The sequence below is a fragment of the Clostridium sp. FP2 genome (assembly GCF_011065955.2).
Taxonomy (GTDB): Bacteria; Bacillota; Clostridia; order Clostridiales; family Clostridiaceae; genus Clostridium_AD; species Clostridium_AD tagluense.
The window spans coordinates 644,202-662,291 of the sequence record NZ_JAAMNI020000001.1 but is presented as its reverse complement, the minus strand read 5'-3'; the positions used below and the strand labels follow the sequence as shown (position 1 = coordinate 662,291).

Here is an 18,090-nt window from a genome sequence, read left to right as displayed (position 1 = left end):
TGTTATAAATGAGAATATTAATAGCAGAGGATGACTTTACAAGCAGATTATTTATGAGCAAGTTTCTTTCTAAATATGGAGAATGTGACGTTGTCGTAGATGGTATAGAGGCTCTTGATGCCTACTTAAATTCAATAAAAGACGTAAATAGCTATGATTTAATTTGCCTTGACATTATGATGCCAAGACTTGATGGAATGAAGGTACTCAAATCCATTAGAGATATTGAAAAACAAAATAATATTGAAACAGAAAAAAGAGTAAAAATAATTATGACCACAGCACTAAATGATAAAAAAACAGTACTAAAAGCCTACGATTCTGGTTGTGAAGCCTACGCTTGGAAACCAATTGAAATAGATAAATTTATTCTTGTTATGAAAAATCTAGGGCTAATAGCATAAGTAAAATAGGTATACGGAATAATAAGCTTATTTCAACTTATGAGAATTTCTTTAGAGTATCATTGGTTAATGAGCTACTCATAATTGGGCTATTGGAGATTCTCCAACAGCCCTTTCTTATATTATCAGATCCCCATAATTCCGCACCTAAAAGTTGATTTTCTTTTTTCTCATGCCTACGTTTAAAACAATACCAACACATATGAAAGTTGTAATTATTGAACTTCCTCCATAACTCATAAAAGGAAGAGTAAGTCCTGTAATAGGCATAATACCTATATTCATACCTATATTCTGCAAAATAGAAAACAAGAACATAGATATAATACCTGCAGTTAACATTGTACCAAATACATCCTTAGACTCTTTAGCAATTTTAATTAGCTTATAAATTAATAATCCATACAAAGCTAGAAGAAAAATTGCACCAAGGAGCCCCCACTCTTCTCCCACCACTGAAAAAATGCAATCTGTGCTGGATTCAGGAGTGCTTCCCACTGCCGCCCAGGAGCCTTTTAAAAATCCAGTACCAAAAATGCCACCCTTACCTATTCCAATTTGAGACATGGTCAGTTGAAGACCAGTACCTGTGGGATCTTTATCTGGATATAAAAAAGATATCAATCTATTCTTTTGATAAGGTCTAATTAACCCTGAATTCCAAACTAATGCTATAGTTCCAGACACTCCTAGTAAGCCACCAATAATAACCTTAGAATTTAACCCCGCCATAAAAAACATTCCTAGAAGGATAAAGAAAAAAAACATAGTCATTCCCATATCAGGCTGCTTTAATAGAAAGATCACTGGGATAATAGCATAAACCGAAAGTTTAAGAAAGTTTTTAATATTATTTATATTGCCTTCCATTTCATCTAATTGTTTAGCAATCATAATTATTAATGCAATCTTTACAAATTCCGAGGGCTGAAATTGTGGTAACGGTCCAAGTTTTAGCCAGGACTCTGCTCCATTAACCTTTACTGGCATTAGTGCATTAAGTATAAGTAGAAATATGCCGCACCAATATATTATATTTGCATAACTTTGGATAACTTTGTAATCTATAAGAATTATTAAATACATTACAAATAGCCCTACCACAAGCCATCCTAAATGCATCTTAAGAAAATGAAAATTCAAAGCGGTACTAGCCATATTATTTCCTTTATAAAGATATTGAGTTGCACTTAAAATATTTAACGAACCAAATAACACAATAATTATGCAAATAATTATTATGCCAAAATCTAATTGTCTAAATAACTTTTTATTAATTTTAAACATCTGAAGCATATTATCCTCCTTATATTTTTTATACTTAGCAGTATATTTCATACTTAGAAGTATATCATATAATTTGAGAATTAAGTCATATTTTCCTTAAAACATGACTTAATTAAGCTGAGTGTACACAATATCAATTGAGTTAAGCATCCTGAAATATGGAGTGAAATTTATTTTACTTATGCTGTGCCAAGACTTCCCTAAATCAAAAGTGGGCTAACATTTTGGACAACTAACTTAATGTATAAAAAGGAGCTATCGCGCTGTAGAAAATACTTTCTATAGCGCGATAACCCATTATAATGAATACTTTTTATGTTAAGTATCTATTTAACTTGCAACAGTAGTATCTTCAGCTTCTGGTTTTGACCTATCATGTACGTTCCAAGTAAGGGATAGAAATACAATAGCAAGTACAGCAGAAACCATAAGAAGCGTGAATCCTCCATCCCAGTTGAATTTATCTACCACCATTCCCATTACAATTTCAGCTGAAACTTGTCCAATAAGATATCCGAAGAGTCCTGTAAATCCAGCAGCAGTACCAGCGGCTTTTTTAGGAACTAGATCTAAGGCACTTACTCCAATAAGCATAACGGGTCCATATATTAAGGCCCCTATTAAAGCCAATGTAATGTTTATTGCTAAAATACTTGTACTTTGCCAATAAATAAACACTCCAGCTGTAACCCCTACCATGCAAGCTACACCTACTGGTGCACGACGACCGTGGAATATTTTATCACTTATCCATCCTATAAGTATAGTACCCGGAATTGCAGCATATTCAAATAAAGAAAATGCAATTGCTGATTCTTTAACATTAAAACCTTTTACTTCTTGTAGGTATAGTGGAGCCCAATTAATAATACCATATCTTACCATATACACAAAACCGTTTGCAAGAGCGATATACCATAAATATTTATTATTGAGTACATATTTAAATAGTATTTCTTTTCCAGTCATTTCCTTTTCCCTATCTTTTACCTTTACAGCAGGGTAATCATTTTTATATTCTTCTATAGGAGGAAGTCCCACAGATTGAGGTGTATCTTTTGCAAAAACCATATACATTGTTCCAATTACAATTGCAATAATAGCAGGTAAATAAAAAATCCCTTTCCAACTTCCAAATATTTGAACACCAAGAAGAGCAATAACGGCTATAAATCCACCACCCACATTATGTGCGGTATTCCAAATAGACATTTTAAGTCCACGTTCTTTATCTGAGAACCAGTGGGTTATTATTCTTCCACATGGTGGCCATCCCATACCTTGAACCCATCCATTGGCAAGCATCAATATAAACATTACGGTAAGGCTTGAGGTAAGTGGAAAAAATAAATTTATAATCCCAGACAAAATTAAACCTATACCTAGAAAATACTTCGCATTTGACCTATCAGATACATTACCCATAACAAATTTGCTGATACCATAAGCCATTCCTAGCGCAGAGGCAACTAAACCAAGCTGTGTTTTTGTAAATCCTTCATGAATGAGATACATCTTAGCTAGTGAAAAGTTACTCCTAACAAAGTAGTAACCCATATAACCAATATATATACTTATAAACACTTGTAAACGGTATTTCTTATAAGCTGGATCAATTTTTTCTTTTGGTAATCTCTCAATAGGTGCAGCAGGTTTTAAAAAACTAAATAAATTTCCCATTGGTTTCATCCACCTTTCTTTTTAATTTTTTTATTTAAGAATATTGATTTATATATAAATTTAGGGATTGATCTTTTCAAGGGCATCTAACATATCTTTTTTGTCAATAGCTGCTTTTTTAAAATCATATTTTTCACTAGCTAGAAGATCCTTTAACTTTTGCCCCCCCTCTGGAATGGATACATCTTCTCTTGTAGACATGGCCATAGAAAAATTTTTTAGAGCATTGCCAGCCTCTAGCGTTAAGCAATAATCTATAAAAGCATTTGCGGCCTTAGAGTCTGGACCATTTTTAATTTTAGAAACTGCACAAAGGGTCCATCCCACATCTTTAGGAATTTTAGATTCTATATTAAATCCAGATTTTTTAACTATAAGCTGCTGATTTATAAAATTAACAGCAATTAAATATTCACCAATACCTACCTTTTGTGCTGGAGTAAATCCATTTGCAGTAACTTGTGCCACATTACGGCTGAGTTTGCCTAGATATTCTAAGGCTTTTTCTTTTCCCATAGATTGTACAAGATAAGAAACAAAAGTGTAGCCGGTGCCAGAGGTTTTTGGATCTGGAATAATAATTTCACCTTTAAAAGCAGGATTTAACAAATCTTCAAAGCTTTCTGGCTGCTTTATACCCTTTGATTTAAACTCCGCGTCCCATCGTTCTTTATTGATACCAATAGATAAGGCTTCTATATAAAGTCCTGTCCAATACCCATCTTTATCTTTATATCTTTCAGAAATGGACCTGGCATTTTTAGATATATATTTCTCAATTATGCCTTCTCTTTTCATGGACTCATGGGCATCTACTGTGCCTCCTAAAAAAACATCTGCTTTAGGATCTTTTTTTTCCTCCATTACCCGAGCTAAAGCCTCCCCAGTAGGAAATCGCAAAATGGAATACTCACAACCAGTCTTTTGTTTAAACCCTTCTAATAATGGTTTAGCCTCATCTTCATGAAAGGCTACATAAACCAAAATTTTTTCACCTTGTAAATTAGGATAGGCACCTTGGTTTTTATTGCATGCAGTGAACAATGTAAAACAAAACAAGAGTAGAATAAATACAGTAAATTTATAAGCTTTCATTAAGATACCTCCAAAATATATGAAATATAAAAATTAAATACCAGTTTTACTGATGTTTTTACAAACCTCTAGTAAATTTCCTTTCATATATATTGCATTTACTACCTCATTACTAAAATCTTGAATAACAATATATCCATTTTTATATACATCAATATTTATAATTGCATAGGAAGTTTCTTTTGTATTTATAATAGAACTACTTTCTTTTTCCATATAGGTTTTTATATGGTATAACACTTTTCCCTTTGTATTTATTGCTTCTTCTAGTGCTTCATTATCCTGAATTTTAGAACATTTTAGTATCTTATTACAAATAGAGGTTTTATCATCACTACCACATTTTTGTATATTATTATTGCTATCTACTACGGTAACTTTATTTCGTTCATTAATAAGGTTGCTTAGATTTTCAGGACGACATAAAATTTCATACACATAATTTTTAAGCTTATCCACATAAGGCTTATCTTTAGGATTTCCATATATAATAGCGCTAATTTTTAGGTAAGTTCCTAAGCTAAATGTAGATTTTTTACCATTTAAATAATAAATGGTGCCACTGATTTCATCAGAATTATACGTATTTTGGCTCTCTTGCAAGGGACTGCTCTTAGACATCGCGTCTATAACATTCCATATATTCTCAATAGTCTTACTATCAGAAATAACAGCCTTCCCCCAACGGTTACTATAAACTTCTAATTTTACAGGCGTAGAGGTCCGTGCAGCCTCTAAAACTTGTTCTCTATCCTGAATAAGTACTAAATGATCATAATTTTTTTTATATTGCCAAAATATTATGATTCCTAACGATAGCATAAAAACAAAATAAATAATAAATAATTTTTTATATTTCTTTAAAATATTTATTTTTCTCTTCCTCCTTATAATAGCAAAAAACGTTTTCAGAATTACATCAAAATTGTATCAGCTTTGTAACAATTCAAAAAATAATTCCACTTTTGTTCCCTTGTCACTACTTATAGAAATATCACCCTGCTCTTTTTTCATAATCTCCTTGCAAATTGCAAGTCCAAGTCCCATACCCCCATATTGATTTTGTAGCGTTTTATTTGCAGTATAAAAAGGCTCAAAAATCTTTTCCAAATGCTCCTTTGGTATGCCTTCACCATTATCTGAAATTGAAACAATTAATGGACCTGCCGCGTCGAACATTTTTATAACAATAGAAGTACAATCGCTATATTTAATAGCATTGTCAAGTATATTTAAAAATACTTGTTCTGTTCTTTGTTCATCTATCCAAAGGAAATGGTCAAATAACAATGTTTCTATAGAAATATTGTATTTCTCTAATCTAGGCTTTAAAATTAACAAGCTTTCCTCTATTACTACTTTAATATTTGTTTGCTTTGCTTCCATTTGGAAATCTTCCTTATTTAATTTAGAGAGGTTTAACAATTCTTCCACAAGACAAAGTAAGCGATGTCCACCCTTTTGGATATAATCACAACATTGAATTTTGTCTTCCTGCGTCTTTACTCTAGGGAGTAAATCTGCATATCCAATGATTGAGGTTATAGGTGTTTTTAATTCATGGGTAACGTTATCTAAAAATCTTTTTTGATTTGCTTTTTCATCTTTTAATTTTAAAATAGAATTACTGATATTAGTGGACATAAGGTTAAAAGAGTCCGCTAAGTCCTTGATTTCATCTGTGGTATCGATTTCTATAGTATTTGTAAAATCTCCATTTGCAACCTTCTGAGAAGCTCTTTTTAAGGATACAATGGGACTTACAATTTTTCTAGAAAATATATTGCTTAAGAAAATAGAAAAAAACAGCGCTAATATGCCTAGAAGCAACATAGCTACACTGGTATTTTTAACTAGTCCGATTTCTTTATCTAAGGGGTAAATATATCGAAAGCAACCAATAGTTTCTTCTTCAAAATAAAGTGGACTGGAAAATAAAATGTATTGCTTATTTTCAATTTTTTTTATAATATAGGATTTGGTTCCTGAAAGTGCATGAATCACATCTTTATTCTCTGAAATTATAGGGTATTCTTCAGAATCTCCTACTAGTCCATCCTTGTTGTATAGTTGAATTCTGAATTTATAATGATCAGATAAATTTTTAGCAATAAAAGGGCCCATATTTTTAAGAAGCACTGGCAACCCTACGTTTTTTTCGTTCTCTAAATATGTAATGATATTTAATTGACTGTTGTAACTCTCTTGTTTTAACATGGTAATAGAACTACCTAGTATATTTTTATAAAGGTTACCAATAGTAATTAAGCATACAATAAGCAAAACTGGAAGTAAAATGGCTATATTCATAATTACGATTTTATTTTTTATACCAATTTTCATTTCATACCTCTAATCTGTATCCGGCACCATAAATAGTTTGAATAGCATTTCCATGCATTTTAAACTTTTTACGAATTCGTTCTATATGAATGTCAACAGCCCTTGTGTTACCCTCATAATCATAGCCCCAAAGCTTTTCTAGTAGCTCTTTTCTAGTAAAAACCTTATTAATATTTTGTATTAAAAGATTTATAGTTTCAAATTCACGAAAAGTAAATTGCACTTCTACAGAATCTATAAAAATCTTTCTTTCAGCTTTTAGTAGTTTAATGAATCCTTTTTCTATTTTATTTTCAGAATTTTCATTAAGAAGCTTTGATTGATTTATTCGCCTTGAAATTACTCGTATACGCAGTATAATTTCCCGACTATCAAAGGGCTTTGTAATATAATCATCTGCCCCTAACTGTAAACCTAGGAGTTTATCATTGAGTTGGCCCTTTGCAGTAAGAAGAATAATGGGAATTTCCCTATTAATCTGTTGCATTCTCTTCATAACTTCATAGCCATTTAAATCAGGTAGCATTAAATCAAGTAGAACTAAGTCTGGTTTTTCATCTTGAAATTTCTTGATTCCGATATTACCAGTAGCACTAGTTACTACCTCAAATCCTTCCAATACCAAATTCATACGGATTAAATTTAAAATGCTCTCCTCGTCATCTATAAGTAAAATTTTCATTTTAAACCCCTCCTTCCTATATATCCAAAAGCATTCAAAGTACTTATAGGATTTTGTAGTTCCTGCTTATTATACGTAAAAATTGTAGAATTTTCAAATTACTTGTCTAAAATTGTATAATAGTCAAATTTAAAAAACTTAACTTTTCCCCAAAAACTTCATAACAAAAACGCTTGAATTTCTCATACCAAAACCTTTGCCAAACTCTTTTATAATTTCTATTGAAAGCTTTTTCAGCAAAACGTCCGATTTTATCATTAAATGCCTGGTGGTTCTGGATGTTATAATTAAAATATACCAACTCAAGACTGATTTCTATCAGTCTTGAGTTGGTATATTAAAAATTTCTCTTCATAATGTTACTTTGTTGTTCTTCCAATAAGACTATCCTTTGAGTTTATTAAAAAAATTTTTCAACTCACACCTATTATTAAATATTATTTCCAAGGATTGTTGAATCATTAAGTTGTCCTTTCCATTTGCAAAATTTCTGATATCAGTTTTATATCCTATAGTCCTCTTTCCTTTAGCATACATATGCCCCAATGCGAAACATGAACCTTCATCAAGGGAACCCCCATCCATTAAAAATATAATCATACCACATTCATTCATAGCATTTATATCCATTAGAAAAATATTTTTTTCAATAACCACTGCCTCTTCAGCAGTAGCATTTTCTAATAGTTTCGCTAAATTCCCACCATCTCGTTGAGGTAAATATGTATCAAACCCTAATTCTTCAATAATATATGCTATCTCTTGATTTCTTTTTAACTCCATTTCATTAAACAATGGAGCCGCAATATATATTTTCATTATATGTACTCCTTCCTACTTTTTAGATTCACTGCCCATCTGTGCAATATGCCTATCTAAATAAAAATAGACAATAAGCCACCAGATAGCAGGTAGCATTTTACAAAGATTTTAAAAGTTCAATTACACTTTCTGACTGATGATTTGCTTGAATAAGCATTGCCTGACAAACTTGATAAAGCATATTATGCTTTGAATATTCTATCATTTCCTTTGCGATATCAGCATCCACTATTCTGGATTCTGCAGCAGTTAAATTTTCAGCAGTATTGTCGAGATAACCTATTCTATATTCTAATGTATTTTGCATAGCGCCTAAAGTAGCTCTTGAAGATGATACTTGGTTTATAGCATCATCATAAATTTTTATTGCAGCACCTGCATTTTCAGGTGTAGAAACATCTAATGCATACCCTGATGCATCACTGCACTTAGTAGTAGAAAATCTACCTTTAACACTTCCATCTTTAGATGTTACCACAGCACCTGCTGTGCCACTTATATTTAGTGCATTTGATTTCATATCTACAATTGGAATTGCCATAACCTGACCTGAATTTGCACCAATTTGAATTTTAAGCTGGGAATCAACTGCATCATATTTTCCAGTACTAGGATCTAGTATTTTTATTGTATTAAATTCTGTATCTGTAGCAATTCTATTAATTCCTGAAGTTAATTGATCCACCTCTATTTGTATATTTTTTCGATCTTCCGGAGATAGAGTACCATTAGTAGCCTGAACTGCTAATTCTCTAAGTCTTTGAAGCATTGAATGAGTTTCAGTTAAAGCTCCATCGGCAACTTGGAGTACAGATATACCATCTTGTACATTTCTTGAAGCCTGTTGAAGTCCCCTAATTTGTGCTTTCATGCCTTCTGAAATGGCAAGTCCTGCAGGATCATCTGCAGCACTGTTAATTCTACGACCTGAAGAAATCCTTTGCATAGCCTTATTTGCAAGTGCTAAATTTATATTCATATATCTACATGCCGTCATAGCACTAATATTATGATTAATAATCATATAAATGCCTCCATGTAACAATTTTGTGGCAGTCAGTCTTTGCATCCAAAATTTATATATACATTTTGTTGCTACCATTACTTTATATTATAGACATTTTTTCTATTATATGTAACTATTTTTTTAATATTTATTACCTATATATTAAATTTTTTCTGATATTTATATTTTTCTAGTTTTTTTATAAATCTATTAATATAAAAAATAGCACCAGCTTCAGCCAGTGCTACATTTCTTCTTCCGATTTATATCCTCTATCTTGCGCCTTATCAGCATATGTTCTCCAATTTGTTTTAAAGTTTCTAGCGTTAAAGTTTTAAGCTCTTGTAGTCCTTCTCTTACAACTATGTAAGAAACATCTTGCATGTTACTACCAGTTTGAGTAAATCTTCCAGCTTCTATGATTTTCGATAATTTTTCTTCTTCTACTTCTTTATCCTTAAATTGTCTTATAGTTCTTCTAAATTTAATGAAGTTTAGTAAATTAATTACCTACTTTAGTCAATAGTCTTAAAATCAAAATGAGATTATAAATTTAATATTAACATGTATAGCAAAAGAGACCTGATCACGAATTTTATCCATGAGCAGGTCCCAAATTTATGTTTTTCTTAAATTATTTCATTGACTCGATAATGCTGTCTGCAATGGCATCCATTGAATCCGCATCATCTTCTTTCATGCTGGAGTTCAATGACATCTCATTATCTAAAATAGTCATTTCTTTCATCTCACCCAAAAGTTCACGCATCAATTTTCCGGATTGAGGAGCCCATGAACCATTTTCTATAAGAGTGAAAGTTCGTTTTTGAAGATTTAATGCCTTCATATCCATTATATAATTCAGCATCGGTGGATAAATCTTCAAGTTATATGTTACTGAAGCAAGAACCACATGACTATATTTGAATGTCTCAGAAATCAAATAAGAAACATGAGTTTTTGAAACATCATACATAACCACATTCGTCATTCCCTTTTCCACAAGCCTTGTTGCCAAGTCGCTTGCAGCGGCCTCTGTATTGCCGTACATTGTTCCATAAACTATCATTACACCATTTTCCTCAGGTGCGTACCTGCTCCACTTGTCGTACTTATCTAACAAGTATCCCAAATCATTACGCCATACAGGTCCATGTAGCGGGCAGATAATCTTGATGTCAATGCTACTCGCCTTCTTCAAAAGATTCTGAACATGAGGCCCATACTTACCTACGATGTTTGTATAATACCTTCTGGCATCGTCAATCCAATCCCGGTCAAAGTTCAGCTCATCATTAAACAGCTGACCATCCAAAGAACCGAAAGAACCAAAGGCATCAGCGGAAAATAATACACCGTCGGTAGCATCATATGTCACCATAGCTTCTGGCCAATGTACCATTGGAGCTGCCACAAATGTAACGTTGTGTTTTCCAAAGGACATAGTATCTCCTTCACTAACTTCTATTACGTTGCCATCGATATGGAAACCGAACTGATGCATAAACAAGGAAGCCTTCTGGGTACATATAATCTTTACATCCGGATAACGAAGAATAATTTCTTCAATACACGCTGCATGATCCGGTTCCATATGATTAATCACCATATAATCTAAAGATTTATTGCCTAGAACATGTTGAATATTCTCAAGGAACTGACGGCAAATTGACCAGTCCACTGTATCAAAAAGTACTGTCTTCTCGTCTATTAGTAGATAAGAGTTATAGGAAACACCTCGTGGAATTGGATGAATATTTTCAAAGAGAGCAAGGCGACGATCGCTTCCACCAACCCAATAAAGATCCTCAGTTATTTTTCTAACACAATACATACATATAATCCTCCTTTACACTAAAAACACATTATTATGTTTAATTATTATAGGAATCAGACTTCTATAAACATATCTTTTTCTTCACCGCAAGCAGGGCAAGTCCACTCCTGCGGTATATTTTCAAAGAGAGTACCCTGTACTACTTCACCTTCTGGTTCACCAATGCTAGGATCGTATTCATAACCGCATCCGTTACATACATAATGTTTCCAAGTTGGAATAGCTTTCTTTTCAGCGGCCATCTTCATCTTCTTCATCGGTGGAGCCTCCTTCTTTGTTTCTCCATTATCTAAAGCGGCAGTGAGTAATGGCAATATTTCCATTAAATCACCAACAATACCGTAATCTGAGTTCTTAAAAATTTTCGCATTAGGATTGATATTTATAGCAACTATTGTAGTCGCATCTTTTATACCTTTCAAATGCTGACCTGCCCCTGAAATACCGCAGGCAATGTAAAGGTTTCCCTTGAATTTTTGACCAGACATACCAACATAGCGATTCAGTGGTAAATATTTAAGTGTTTCAGCTACTGGACGTGAAGACCCTATAGCTGCACCAACTTGAACTGCCAAGTCTTCTATAAGCTTCATATTTTGTTTTTCCCCTATGCCTAGACCTACGCTAACTACCCTTTCAGCCTTAGTAATAGGAGTATCTAAAGGAATTCCAACTGTAAAGTCATAATTATCTGCCTTAAGAGCTTCCACAAGAGCTTGGACTCTTTCCTGTGGTGTTCCTTTTTTGTAAATAACTTTCTTTCGATAACCCGTTGCAGGCACAGGCTTCGAAACTTTACTTGCGTGCTCGCTTTTCGGCATCTTACCTATTATGTGAGCAGCTATAACCACACGTTGAATCTCATTAGTTCCTTCATATATTGTACAAATCTTAGCATCCCTGTAAGCACGCTCAACCTCCATACCTTTCAAATAGCCGTTTCCACCAAATATTTGAAGAGCATCATTTACAATCTCAAGGCAAACGTCAGAAGCGTATTGTTTCGCCATAGCAGCTTCCATACTGTAATGTTCATGATTTTCTTTAAGCTCCGCAGCACTATAAATAAGTAATCTAGCTGCTCTAAGCTTTGTCGCCATATCGGCCAACTTAAAACCGATAATCTGTTGCTGACAGATAGGTTTGCCAAATTGAATTCTTTCTTTTGAGTACTCCAAAGCATTCTCATAAGCGCCTTGCGCTATTCCAAGAGCCTGAGCTGCAATACCAATACGGCCACCATCCAAAGTTGCCATAGCAATCTTGAAACCATCACACTCACTGCCTAATAGGTTTTCCTTAGGAACTTTCACGTCGTTGAAAATCAGCTCTGCAGTGGCTGACGAACGAATACCCATCTTGTCATAATGCTTGCCAATACTAAATCCTTCTAGGCCCTTCTCTACAATAAACGCACTGATGCCACGAATACCTATATTCGGCGATGTAACTGCAAAAACAATGTAAATATCAGCCTTCCCTGCATTGGTTATGAAGATTTTTTCACCATTCAAAATGTAATAATCACCTTCGAGGACTGCTGTTGTCTCCGTACCACCTGCATCACTACCAGCATTTTCTTCGGTAAGACCGAATGCGCCAATTTTCTCTCCCTTTGCCAATGGAACCAAGTATTTTTGTTTCTGCTCCTCTGTTCCGTAGGCAGAAATTGGGTACGCACCCAAGGATGTATGAGCGGATAGTATTACGCCTGTCCCACCGTCCACTCTTGATAATTCCTCAACGGCGATTGCATAGCTAATTATGTCCAGACCTGCACCACCGTACTCTTTTGGATATGGGATCCCCATCATCCCCATATCAGCTAACTTATTAATTGCATCCGTTGGAAATTTATTTTCTAGGTCTAACATAAATGCAATAGGTTTAACTTCCTCCTGCGCAAACTCTCTTATTTTTGTCCTCAAAATTTCATGTTGTTCCATAGTCTTAAAAAACATTAATACACCTCCCTTTAATTAATACGGTTTCATGAATGTCGTTTTGTTAAATCTGTAAAACCACAACATTGAACTGCCGCAATCAAAACTCATCAAACTCAGGTGACTCCGCCAATTCTTTTTCACCTTTGGAATCCATCTAATTAATATATTTTACTGTATCAACCATACTTGTAAACACATTCCTCAAATGTATACCAAAACCGTATACTTTCATTGTATACCTAAGAGATATACATTACAAGCTTAACTCAAACTTTATTTTCACCGATACTAACTATATCACTGTCCTTTTTTTATGTTCCTCAATTACCTTTATGTAACATCGCAAACGTCTAAAATTCATATTAATAAGTGCGTATTTCCCGAATCTACTCTTCAAAAAACAAAAATCATATTGGAGTTTTCCAATATGATTTTTGCTTTTTCAATAAAAATATTTTTCAATTTTCTAAAACATCCTGTTCTCTGAATAAGCTTGAAACAGCTTCATCATAATCGCATAACCTTTCTGATTTCTTAATTTTTTTTGCATATTTTGCATTATCAGAAAACACTGTAATCATATAAAACCATAATTCTTTCATTTTAAACAAGACATTCCTATCTCCAAAGAGTATTCTTTTATAATCTTCATAAATTTTATCATGAAAGTCTTTTAGTAATTTTTTTTCAAGTTTAATATCATTTGTAATACTGCTGATTAGTCCAGGATTGCCTAATAATCCCCTGCCAAACATTACAGTATCTACACTAGGGAAATCAGCCGAAAACTCCTTGTAATCTTTGATTGTAAAAATGTCACCATTATAGCAAACAGGATTTTTACTTAAACTCAAGGCTTCCTTAAATATTTTCAGATTAGGCTTGTTTTTATAAAAATCTTTTTGAATCCTTGGATGAATAATAAGCTCTTCTATAGGGTATTTGTTAAATATTTCAATTAAATCATAAAATTCTTCCGGCTTATCTTTTCCTATCCTGATTTTTAATGAGATTTTTGTTATGGATTGAGAAAAAACTTCATCTAAAAACACATCAAGTTCTTCTCTTTTTGAAAGAAATCCAGCTCCTCTATTTTTTGAAACTACAGTTCCAGAAGGGCATCCTAAATTTAAATTAATCTCATTATATCCCATCAGCTTTATTTTCTTTGAAGTATGTATGAAATCTTTTGCATTATTGGTTAGTAATTGTGGAATCAAAACTAGTCCTTGGTTGTTTTCAGGCAAAATATCATTTAATTCCCGAGTTTTAAAACTTTCACTTTGATTTGCAAAAATAAAAGGTGAAAAGTATTTATCTATATTATTGAAAAAAGCATTATGGGCATTTCTATAAATGTACCCAGTCAAACCTTCCATAGGTGCGAAATAAAAATTCATATATCTAATAGCTCCTTTATTTACATAGTTACCTTTCTATCAATGTGACACACGCCACTTGCCATTTAAAACAACTAAATTTGTGATTGTTCTTTGTTCATACAATTTTTTCACTTTATTATACCATGTTTATTTAAATTTGAATATTACTGATGGAGTAGTCGTATAAGCAGACTTGAAGAAAAAAGCTACTCAACTAAGCATTTTCTTAATGGAATATTATTTTATATGTTTTTAACCTACTATAGCAAAATGTTCAACAAAGGCTAGTGCAATACCTATTGCTAAAATAATACTTACTACAATTATATGTCTTTTTTTATACATAACTGCTATTGCGATATATTCCCTAATTAATGCATTTGGAATGAAGAACTTTGCTGTCTTGGAAGCTATTCCTTGAGATTTTAATTCTGCCTTTTTAGCATAAATTCCTGCTCTAAATAGATGAAAGTTATTTGTAACAAATATACTATTATATACACTACTACCTTTTATTTTTTCCATAATCTCATTAGAAAATCTCATATTTTGCAATGTATTTACTGATTTATCCTCCATAATACAATCTTCCTCTGGAACTCCATTAGAAATTGCATATCTACACATAGCTAATGCTTCTGATATTTCCTCATCATTACCCTTTCCTCCTGAAAAAATCATCTTTGGAGGTGTGGTTACTCTTGCTTGCTTTTTGTAAAATTCAATTCCTTTGTTTATACGACTAGCAAGTAGAGGTGTCACTTTGTCTTTATTTAATCCACATCCTAATATAATAACAAAATCTTGATTTAGCTTAGGTTTGTTAAATTGATATATTAAAGATGCTACCAAAAAATTAAATATATCAATACAATAGTAGACCCCTATTAAGTAAACACAACTTAATACCGCATTTGCCTCTTTTGGCAAAAACCTTTCTGGATTAATAGCTGACCATATTAATATACCTATTAAGCCTATTGCTAAAAATAGTGTTAACAAATTAGAAATGCTTCGTCCTTCTTTCTTTATAACAATTTTTGAATTAATTAGTAATGCAATTATCAGTGCATAAACAGCAAAGAATAGGACTATTCCTAATATAATAAATATAATAAGTACAAAGCCAATTAAAATACGATTTTGAGTTTTGAATGCACAATATGTTATAGCCATAAATAGTGACATCAAAAATATATTAAATAAAAAGCCATTTATAAGTCTTCTTTTATCTATTAAAAATGATGCTAGAAAAACAATTAATGTAACTATTGTAGTCATTATAATAATTATTGCTTCCATATAATAAGACCTCCTTTCTTTAATTTTAGTTTATATTTTTATTATACTTTTTTCTTTATATTTCTACATTTTAATATCATTGTATTACTTATATCATAAAAGTTCTATATTTTTTTTAATATAGCAGAATTATTTTTTAAAATAAGAATATCAGTCTTGTTTAATTGCAAAAAATCCCTCAAAGATTAGTCTGAGGGAACATAAAGTACACTTCAATATAACAACTAAAGCAAATTAATTGCTTTAATTATTCCATTTTTCAATTCAAATTCTTTATTTTTAATACACATTTGTCCAATAAATTTTGCTTTACCAATCACTTCTACACAAGCCTTGGCATATTTTATAGGGGCTTTCATTTGAATATCTTTCCATACCGCTTTATCTGTTCCGAGTAATGCAAAGGTGGTTTTTGGACAAAGTAATACAATGGTTTCATTACTTAAGATTTCTTCTATACTTTTTAGTAATGGATAAGTAAACATCTCTACCACTTGCTCTGAAACCTTAGGCCCTAAAATATTTAATCCTCCAGATGAATCACCATAACTAATCATATTGACCCCCGATTTTTGAGCCTCTGCTATAAAACGCAATATTTCATTTTGGAACTTATGAAAAATATCCTTCATAGCCTCTGGGTTTCTTTTGAAAATCTTAAAAACATGACGTGGATCTATCAATACATTCATAATAGTAAAAGGACCTGAAACATACAGCACAACATTTTCTCCCTTTTCCCTTAGATATTCACAGGCTTTTAAGACTTCTGATATACGTCCTTTTGAATAATCAATTTCTGGTAAGGCTAATATCTCTTCTGCAGTTGTGCATATATAATCCTTCGCTCTTGGCCCTATTTTATCATCCCCATAATTAATGCTTCCACCCATTGCCTCCCCTTCAACTGTATGACAAAATGGTAATTCACAAAATGGTGACTTATCATGCTCTTTTAACTCTTTCGCAAGTATCGTCATGCTATCCCAATGTTTATAAGCTTCTGGAAACTGCAGATTTGTTTTTTGTGTAACTTCTTTAAACATTCCTATAGAATTATCATATGTACAATTAAAGTCAATGATTTTACCCATGCAAATCCCTCCTTTTTATTTATGAAGCCATTCTAATATTTTTTGTTTCCTTAAATCAATTCCTCTATATTTATATTGTTTGGTCCATAGTTTACGCATCAGTGTAACATCTTTAATAATACCTGTCTAATTGATATTTTCTATAATCAAATCTTTCCTTATAGATTATTCCTATGATAATAAAATAGCAATTTTGTTTTTTTAGCTAAAATGTGCATACCTCAAACATATGTACCTTTATAATTCTAGCTTGCTCTACTATAAAGGGAAGGCTTTTGTTCAAATACATCAATGATATTTGCTAAAGGTCCATAAACCAGTACTCTATCATTTTTCATAATAACTTCATCCTTTGAAATATCCCCCATTAACAAATCATCTCTTTTAATATTTAGAACTCTTATTCCATAGTCCTTGCTAATTGTTGACTCCAATAAAGTCCTATTATTAAGCTTTTCAGGGACCTCAACAATCTTTATCTCTACAATTACGAATCCATTAAAATTATCAAAAATTAACATCGGATTCGCCTTCTTAGTAAAGATTACCTTTGTTGCTATACGCTTTACGATATTATCAAAGGTTACTCTAAAAAATGGTATCTTCCTTATTATTGTAATAAAAACCATAAAGCTCAAAAGATATAAAATAGATCGGAATGCATTGAAATCTTTATTTTTTGAAAAAGATATAACCATGTTGACCAAAAGTGAAACTATGGCCACATTAAAGATATTACCGAAAAGCATAATTGTAATAGCAATTTTTCGCCTTTTTCGAGAAGAAACAATTATTTCACTTTCGGTTGTTGTGAAACCACAATTTGTAAGCAGTGAAATAACTTGAAATTTAGCCCTGGTATTAGACACTCCAGTAATCATAAAAATTATTGTAAATATTTCAATAATGGTAATATATAAGATAACTAGAAATAATAATATTAATAAAGCTAGATTAATAGACATTTTTTCATCCCCTCATAAAAAACATACAATTATAAATTAATTTTACCTGCTTTTGTATAATGCTGCAACTATTTATGAAGATAGGTCATCTTATATATCACTGTCTATTGGAAGAAATGGATTATATAAGTAAAAAGTTTGCATCAAGATTAGAAACAATTGTATAATGAAGTGTAGCAACAATGATATAAAATGAAGATAATTAATAGAGCATGGAGGATTAGGAAATGAAAAGGGTTATTTTT

The 18,090-nt window shown here is 32.0% G+C and carries 15 protein-coding genes and 1 pseudogene; 1 reads left to right on the top strand and 15 read right to left on the bottom strand.

Annotated elements, in window-relative coordinates:
* The first annotated feature begins 8 nt into the window (after nucleotides 1-8).
* The gene (locus tag G9F71_RS03185) at nucleotides 9-404 is read left to right on the top strand and encodes a response regulator (RefSeq protein ID WP_164949499.1); all 396 of its coding nucleotides are present in this window, start codon (nucleotides 9-11) and stop codon (nucleotides 402-404) included.
* A gap of 147 nt (nucleotides 405-551) precedes the next feature.
* Here the strand turns inward: G9F71_RS03185 and rodA are convergent, their stop codons facing one another.
* The 15 genes and pseudogenes from rodA to G9F71_RS03110 form a co-directional block, all read right to left on the bottom strand.
* The gene (gene rodA / locus G9F71_RS03180) at nucleotides 552-1,700 is read right to left on the bottom strand and encodes a rod shape-determining protein RodA (protein WP_164949498.1); all 1,149 of its coding nucleotides are present in this window, start codon (nucleotides 1,698-1,700) and stop codon (nucleotides 552-554) included.
* A 321-nt stretch (nucleotides 1,701-2,021) separates the two neighbouring features.
* Nucleotides 2,022-3,371 carry an MFS transporter gene (locus G9F71_RS03175; protein ID WP_164949497.1) on the bottom strand — a complete coding sequence of 450 codons (1,350 nt, stop codon included), beginning with the start codon at nucleotides 3,369-3,371 and terminating at the stop codon, nucleotides 2,022-2,024.
* 60 nt (nucleotides 3,372-3,431) lie between these two features.
* Nucleotides 3,432-4,466, bottom strand: coding sequence for an ABC transporter substrate-binding protein (locus G9F71_RS03170; RefSeq protein ID WP_164949496.1), 1,035 nt, complete (start codon nucleotides 4,464-4,466; stop codon nucleotides 3,432-3,434).
* A gap of 33 nt (nucleotides 4,467-4,499) precedes the next feature.
* A complete protein-coding gene (locus G9F71_RS03165) occupies nucleotides 4,500-5,288 on the bottom strand; it encodes a DUF3919 family protein (RefSeq protein ID WP_164949495.1) in 789 nt (262 codons plus the stop codon).
* A gap of 108 nt (nucleotides 5,289-5,396) precedes the next feature.
* Nucleotides 5,397-6,809, bottom strand: coding sequence for a sensor histidine kinase (locus G9F71_RS03160; RefSeq protein WP_164949494.1), 1,413 nt, complete (start codon nucleotides 6,807-6,809; stop codon nucleotides 5,397-5,399).
* A 1-nt stretch (nucleotide 6,810) separates the two neighbouring features.
* Nucleotides 6,811-7,491 (bottom strand): response regulator transcription factor, encoded by a 681-nt coding sequence (locus G9F71_RS03155; protein WP_164949493.1) that lies wholly within the window; start codon nucleotides 7,489-7,491, stop codon nucleotides 6,811-6,813.
* A gap of 384 nt (nucleotides 7,492-7,875) precedes the next feature.
* Nucleotides 7,876-8,310 (bottom strand): nucleoside 2-deoxyribosyltransferase, encoded by a 435-nt coding sequence (locus tag G9F71_RS03150; RefSeq protein ID WP_164949492.1) that lies wholly within the window; start codon nucleotides 8,308-8,310, stop codon nucleotides 7,876-7,878.
* A gap of 100 nt (nucleotides 8,311-8,410) precedes the next feature.
* Nucleotides 8,411-9,337, bottom strand: coding sequence for a flagellin (locus tag G9F71_RS03145; RefSeq protein WP_164949491.1), 927 nt, complete (start codon nucleotides 9,335-9,337; stop codon nucleotides 8,411-8,413).
* Between the two features lie 252 nt (nucleotides 9,338-9,589).
* Nucleotides 9,590-9,820 (bottom strand): annotated as a pseudogene (locus tag G9F71_RS03140) (nitroreductase family protein); the annotation flags it as partial.
* Between the two features lie 133 nt (nucleotides 9,821-9,953).
* Nucleotides 9,954-11,153: an FprA family A-type flavoprotein gene (locus G9F71_RS03135; RefSeq protein WP_164949490.1), complete on the bottom strand. Its 1,200-nt coding sequence runs from the start codon at nucleotides 11,151-11,153 to the stop codon at nucleotides 9,954-9,956.
* 56 nt (nucleotides 11,154-11,209) lie between these two features.
* Nucleotides 11,210-13,117 carry an acyl-CoA dehydrogenase family protein gene (locus tag G9F71_RS03130; RefSeq protein WP_164949489.1) on the bottom strand — a complete coding sequence of 636 codons (1,908 nt, stop codon included), beginning with the start codon at nucleotides 13,115-13,117 and terminating at the stop codon, nucleotides 11,210-11,212.
* A 443-nt stretch (nucleotides 13,118-13,560) separates the two neighbouring features.
* Entirely contained in the window at nucleotides 13,561-14,502 is a 942-nt protein-coding gene (locus tag G9F71_RS03125; RefSeq protein ID WP_164949488.1) for a tRNA dihydrouridine synthase, read from the bottom strand.
* A gap of 234 nt (nucleotides 14,503-14,736) precedes the next feature.
* Complete coding sequence (locus G9F71_RS03120) at nucleotides 14,737-15,786, bottom strand: YdcF family protein (protein WP_164949487.1); 1,050 nt, start codon at nucleotides 15,784-15,786, stop codon at nucleotides 14,737-14,739.
* Nucleotides 15,787-16,010: 224 nt separating this feature from the next.
* The gene (locus tag G9F71_RS03115) at nucleotides 16,011-16,880 is read right to left on the bottom strand and encodes a uroporphyrinogen decarboxylase family protein (RefSeq protein ID WP_164949486.1); all 870 of its coding nucleotides are present in this window, start codon (nucleotides 16,878-16,880) and stop codon (nucleotides 16,011-16,013) included.
* 245 nt (nucleotides 16,881-17,125) lie between these two features.
* Nucleotides 17,126-17,845, bottom strand: a complete 720-nt coding sequence (locus G9F71_RS03110; protein ID WP_164949485.1) for a TrkA C-terminal domain-containing protein — start codon at nucleotides 17,843-17,845, stop codon at nucleotides 17,126-17,128.
* Between the last annotated feature and the right edge of the window lie 245 nt (nucleotides 17,846-18,090).